This window comes from SAR324 cluster bacterium (assembly GCA_029245725.1).
Classification (GTDB): Bacteria; SAR324; SAR324; order SAR324; family NAC60-12; genus JCVI-SCAAA005.
Window position 1 is genome coordinate 1 of sequence record JAQWOT010000014.1, and the last position, 6,450, is coordinate 6,450.

A 6,450-nucleotide genomic window follows, 5' to 3' on the forward strand; every position below is an offset into this window, starting at 1 on the left:
AGTAATATTCATCACCATATCTTTCTTTTATGGTTAGCAAAATTTCTTCGTCTAAACTTGCTGGCCCAAAGAAGTCAGTAATCTCTAAAGCTGATAAAAGACTACCTCCACCATTGTTTCTTAGATCCAATATCCACCCATTTGCTTCAAGATTGCCAGCGCTTAAGACATCAAGCAAACCTTCGTAGTCTTCGTAAGTACTATTACCACTTACAGAAGTATATTGACGAAGATTAAGATAACCTATGCTATCTTCGTTGCCAATTAAACGACTAATATGTGTTTCAGAACCAGTTTGGATGGTAGATTCGGACCCCGCTCTTTCAATTGTTAGGTTTACAGTTATACTTTCTTGGGTTGGTAGGAGAGAGATGACTTCATTATAAAACTTTCCTTTAATCGGTTCACTATCAATTTCATGTAATATGTCTCCCTCAATCAAGCCATCCCACCATGCCCTGGTGTATGGGTGAACATACCCAACATAAAATAGATTGTCGTCGCTCACTGGCTGATCCATGTTTTCTAACTGGGACTCGAAACCTATGAAAGCTATTTCATTATTTGCTGCTTTATTGTATTTAACCTGCTCAAATGGTGGGAAGTAATAGGAGAAAGGATCATTGACGTTAACATATTCAACAAATTGTTGGATATTTTGGAGATTGTCCAAATTATCTGGCAAATAGTCTGGGCGGTAGTGGAATGAATCAAAAACTCTGCACCCTTCTGCAAGGATTAAATCTATCATCTGGGGAATTTGGCTGACTTGACAGCCATCGTTTTGCAAAATATATTGACGTATTTCTTCCAGATATTCACTATTCTCATTAACGACTTCATTTAACTCTTCTGGATAGCTAAAATTAACTTCGACAGGTGGTCCAGGTGGTCCAGGTGGTCCAGGTGGAGTATCCAATGGCTCTAACTGGATTACGAATACATCAGCATTACCTTGATTATCATCAGCAAGATTTCCTTCAGTTGTTCCAGCTAAGTAGACATTACCCTCTACTGTCATCGCATAAGAGTAGTCAATTCCTGATGTTCCGAAAGTATGTGTAGCAATCAAATCACCATCAGAAGAGTACCTAAGCACTCCTACATCTGTATCTGAGTACACATATTGATCAGTAAATACATAAATATCATCTGTTGCAGTATCAATCGAGATAGCCCAACCCTCAGTACCTTCTTCACTTGAGTAAGTCTTGCTCCAGACAATTTCTCCACTTGCTGAATGCTTGGTTAAAAAAGTGTAAGGATCATCTGTTATACTTGATGAAAAACCTGTAGCGAAAAGATTACCTAAATCATCTGCAACTACCGCTGTTGCATCTGAATTGATTTGGGTCACAGAGGTCAATCCACTTTCACCAAACAACCCATACCCACCCGTAGTCTGAATGTAAACTCCATCATTTGTGGCTACAGGAAGACCAGGATAATAGCCATCACTTTCAGAAGTATAATGCACCCATTGAAGCTCACCAGAAGAATTAAATTTAGCGATGTAGTTCGTTCCAACTTCTTCGTTATCAAACGCAATACCTGAAACGTACACATTACCCACATGATCTGTGTCAACACCCAAGGGTGAATGCATTGAAAATGCATCATTATCATATAAATCAAAACCAGGAATTAGTTCCAAATTTGAATTATAGGGTGCCAATGTTCCTGCACAAACAACGTATGTAATTGTTTCGTAAGTTGCCACACTGCTACAATTGGAATCTGGAATACTCTCCTGTGACAAATCAGAAATTTGTCCTGAAGGAGAAAATACAGCATGATATCCTGTCGGGACACTGTTTTCTGTGAATTCCTCTTCATATTCTGGAAAAACACCCATCGTTTGCCCAACAACGTGTACAACTCCATCGCTAGTCACCGCAATGTCCACGGGCCACTCATTTTCGGATGTCCCAAACTGAGTCTCCCAGATTGTATTAAATTGCGAAATGTTTGGTTCTCGTATCTCAAAATTTGGAACCATTCCACTTGGTATAACAAACTTTTGTTGGCCTGCTAATTCCCCAAACTCAAAAAATGTCAGTATCAAATCCCCAGAATAAAGATCATTTTTTATTAGCCTGCCACTTAAATAGGATGTGGAGTGCATATCTGGGTTATGATAGTTCTGATCTTCTGACAACCAACTAGTATTTTCGATGTTTGAATTCATTGCATTTGGTGCATCATGGTAAACAAATTCAAGATTAACGCTGTAATGTTTCATCCCTGAGATTTTTATTTCAAATTCAATGGCAGCTTCACCATCACTTACATCTGCTTTTGGTTGGAGCATAATTCGCTGCCCAACGGGCAAGAAGCTGATGCCAGACATATCAATTATGTCATCGCGTGTTGCTTCAAACTCCACCCTTGTCATATAACCCCATTCATTTACCACCTCTATTTTGATTCCCAATTTTTTTGGGAGCATTTCATCATCACTTTCAGTTGCCATAGAAAGACTGAATTGATAACTGGCTAGTCCATTTGCATCAGGTAGGTGGGTTCCGGCAATCGTGTCACTAGAATAAAGTTTTTCAGATTCCAAACCGGGGTTTTCATTTGCTGTTAGTGTCATTGTCAATTGAGAACCAGGTTGGGCCTGAACATCAATCACTACATCAAAGGGTTCATTTGCTTTAAAACTTTTTGGACTCGTAACATTTGCAATGATTGGAATAGATCCATCTTCAAAGCCATCTATCTCCACAGGTTGTAGTCTGATGCTTAAGTCATTTATTCCTGAATTGAGCTGAACTTCTTCCTTAGAACCTGTAAAAATGAGAATATTTTCTCCATCTGCATTCGTCATGTAAGCAGATGCTTCAAAATCATATGACCCCATCGATAAGTCGATATTGCTAAGTACCCCAACCCAATCACCACCAGCAGTTTTGTTGAGTTCATCTGCAGTAAGTTCTGATGGGTTGGATGTTGGGTGATACTCAAGTACTACACTGTTTACTTCTTCAAAAGTCCCCATATATCTTGATGTACTGCTTGAATTGCTCGCCATTCGCACAATGACACGATTTTCTTCAAGAGTTTGCTTATTCGACTTTGAAGTATTGCTTTCTTGAAAGCATGCGCCCAAGGTTAGTGCCAAGCAAAAAATGGTTATTCTAATTATATTCAGAGACCAGCAGACCTTATTAAAAGGCTTAATATTATTTTTGGAGAATGATCCACAAAACTCATATTTTATTTTTTTGAGCATGTTAACTCCATGAGGAGAAAAATTAAATATAACCTTGAACTTAGTAGCCTACACAAGCAAACTACTAATCAGTAGAAAGTGAAGATCTCCTCCTTTCATTTCTACATGTCAAGTTATTTTTAGAACTCAGTAGTTGAAAGAAGTTTATTGGCTGGGTTTGCCAGGTGGCTGCAGACGACCTCCCGGATGATAGGCTGCTTAAGTGCGAACCAAGATGGAAAGTGTTTGTCGGTGAGGGGCTTTGAGTTGAATAAAGATCCTTAAAGCTGACCTAGTGTGATTGTGCTGAGTCACTGGGAGACAACTGAGCACCTTGATCACGCAGAACTGCTGGATCTCTTGGTAGAAGTCCTTGATGAGGACCATTCAGAGTTACCAAATAGTTTCCCTTTGCCATAGTCGACAGTGCTTCTTGCCCAGTATCCCATGTTATCTTTCGTGGGGAATACCCGAAAGACCTGGACCAAGCTGAATCTCTCGAGATGAACCACGCCTCTACCAATAGCAAAGTCGACCTCCACTAGGGTCAGGTTGATGAAGTGGTTAAGGTTGACTAGGTGGTTATTCTTTGTTTGTGAAAGCTTTTGCCACTGCTGGTCATAGAACAGCAAGAGCGTAGAAAGGCTAACTTACCAAGATTCACTGGAGATTCATTCAGATGAAACCTGTGCCAAGTGGCCTTCTAAAGCCTCTGACGACAGTGCTCATACTTAGACCAACCGTCATAATCTGGGTGTCACACCTGTAGTTGTTAGAAAGTTGCTAGACCTTATTTCTTGTTCAGGATTAATAATTAAGAAATAATGTTTTTTTTCTCTTTGTAAGATATAGAAAATGAAAATATTTTTTTATTTTAATTAGATTATTCTCAAATTTCTTGAAATTTAAAATTTATTATAAATAATTTATTGAATTAATTGAAAATACTTTAAGATCATTAATTTCTATGAAATATTCATTTAAATTAAGTCTTATCAAGATGAAACTTTAGTTTTCATTAGGCAGATTTAAATTCATTCAAATGAATTACATTTAGTATGATAAAAATAATTATTCTAAAAAATAAAAAATTCATTATTTGTGTATTAATCAATTGCTTAGCTATTGGATGTGGAAATAATACTGGTAAGAAAATCTCTGATAACGAAACAAAAAGCGAGACTGAGGTCTTTGATAATCAAAGTGAACTAGCCAACAATTATGTCATCAAAGGAAAACTTGCTCAAGGATATGTACGTGGAGCACAGGTTTGGTTTGATAAAGTTTCTTCCAACGGACTGGGAAATTTTTTGCGTGATCCCGGTGAAAATGATGGGGTATCTGATGAAAATGGCAGTTACTCACTCAGCAATCCAGTTGGTAATATTCTTTTAGCAACAACAGGCGGTACATTTTTAAATTCCCAAGGCGTTGATGTACCAGCTATGCCAATGCTGGCACCAGCGCCAGACCCCACAAATCTCATCACAAACATTACCCCAATCACTACACTAGTTGCAGCAGTCCCTGAACTGAAAAACAAATTTAATAATTTAGGTGATTGGAACGCTGATATTGCCCATCCTGATGGAACTAGTGCACCACTACTCAGGCTAGCGAAAACTGTTGAAAGTTTTTCTAGCATCCTAAGTAGTGGTGAACAACCAATCATTTTAAATAAAACTGCTCAAATTCAGTCATTAGTGATGCTAGCCCAAGAACTTAATAAAATTAATCCTGAAGACATAATAAATGAAACTTCACTGAAAGATTTAACCACAGCAGTATTAGTTGATGTGTTAGATGATGATAGTCTCATAAATGTGATTGGTGAAAAAGAAAAGAGTGCTGTACTAAATTCAATGGCGAAAATGATTGAAAAGATTTCTGAAACAATTCCAGATTCAGGCACAGTCATAGAAATCGAAGTAATTGATAATTTAGATCTTTTGCAAGAAGAACTTAACAATGAGGTTTCTCAACTAATAAAAGATCAGGTAATTGTCAATTTTGGAGGTCTAGGCTTTGAATTTGATCCAGTTATCACAAAAATTTTATTAAGAAATGAAGATGATAAATTGTATATGAGTGCCGAAGTTTCTGATGAAAGACCAGAGGCACTTAGCTATCTATGGACTACACAAAGTGATTATGTAATAGATGATCACAAAGCCTCAGAAGCCTCTATAGCAAATTTTGAAAATACATCAATCTCTGTATCACTTCAAATCACAGATGACACTGGCTACATTGCAGCAAAATCCTGTACTTTTGTGAATATTTTAACAGAGTGTTTATTTTTAATCACTGAATAATCAGGAATTTCTTTGGAACAATTCATATAGTCATATATCCAATCATCAGCTATTGTTCAAACATTAAATTAATTTTAATCTGATATCTAGATTGATTTTTTTCAAATTACTTTATCGCTTATCTACTGATAATCTTCTTGAACACTGATATTTTGCAGGACTAAATAAAAATTTGAAAAATATTCTTTGCATATTTCCCCAATAAAACTTCTGATTTTGGATTTTTCTATATTAAATTTTTGTAAAAATAATTTTGTATATAGTTTAATATATTTTTGATTATTTGAGCGTATAGTATATCTAGGTAGTGGTTGGTGACTAAAATATGTATAATATATTCCTACTAGCTCTTATCGAAGTACAAATTTCAACTAAGATCTAGCATGACATAGAGCTAATCTGTAAATAATCCATTGTGTATTTTTACTTCAAATTGATCTGACTTCCGGGAATGACTAGACAACCAGAGGAGGAGGTCATGGCAAAAATAAAATCTGGGAAAATTTATAATAAATTTATGATTTTGTTGATCCATGGATTCTTACAGATGGTAAAGGCGCCAATGAGACCTCTCATCACAAATTTATGAGTGGTTGAAAACCAAAATACTCCAACAAGCTATATATTTTTCAATAGATTCTATGTGGTACGGGCACCATCTTGAATGCCGCCGTGAAAAATTAAAAGGGCTGAGTTCTCTGGCAATACTCGTTACAATCCAACATCCTCGTGTTGCTAATATGCTAATGAAATTAGGCAACAAATCTTGTTGACGAAGACAAACTGCAAAATATTTGCTTGGTTTGAGAGACAGTTTAAGGCTCCCACCCAGGGGTTGGTGCATTTGCGTCGTTTAGACAGATGAAGTAATCTCCAAAATTTTGAGAACTAAGGATGCAATGTCCTCACTGTGCTCATCCT

The 6,450-nt window shown here is 36.8% G+C and carries 2 protein-coding genes; one reads left to right on the top strand and one right to left on the bottom strand.

Translation table 11 applies throughout. The features are described from left to right. Positions 1–3,235: S41 family peptidase (locus P8O70_00345; GenBank protein ID MDG2195332.1), on the bottom strand; the 3,235-nt coding region annotated here is incomplete at its 3' end. A 1,037-nt stretch (positions 3,236–4,272) separates the two neighbouring features. On the opposite strand from P8O70_00345, the gene P8O70_00350 reads away from it, so the two are divergent. Beyond that, positions 4,273–5,529 (top strand): hypothetical protein, encoded by a 1,257-nt coding sequence (locus tag P8O70_00350; protein MDG2195333.1) that lies wholly within the window; start codon positions 4,273–4,275, stop codon positions 5,527–5,529. Positions 5,530–6,450: the final 921 nt, after the last annotated feature.

Bases quoted from the DNA above. Each gene is read 5' to 3' on its own strand.
- P8O70_00350 (MDG2195333.1), top strand. From the start codon at position 4,273: ATGATAAAAATAATTATTCTAAAAAATAAAAAATTCATTATTTGTGTA.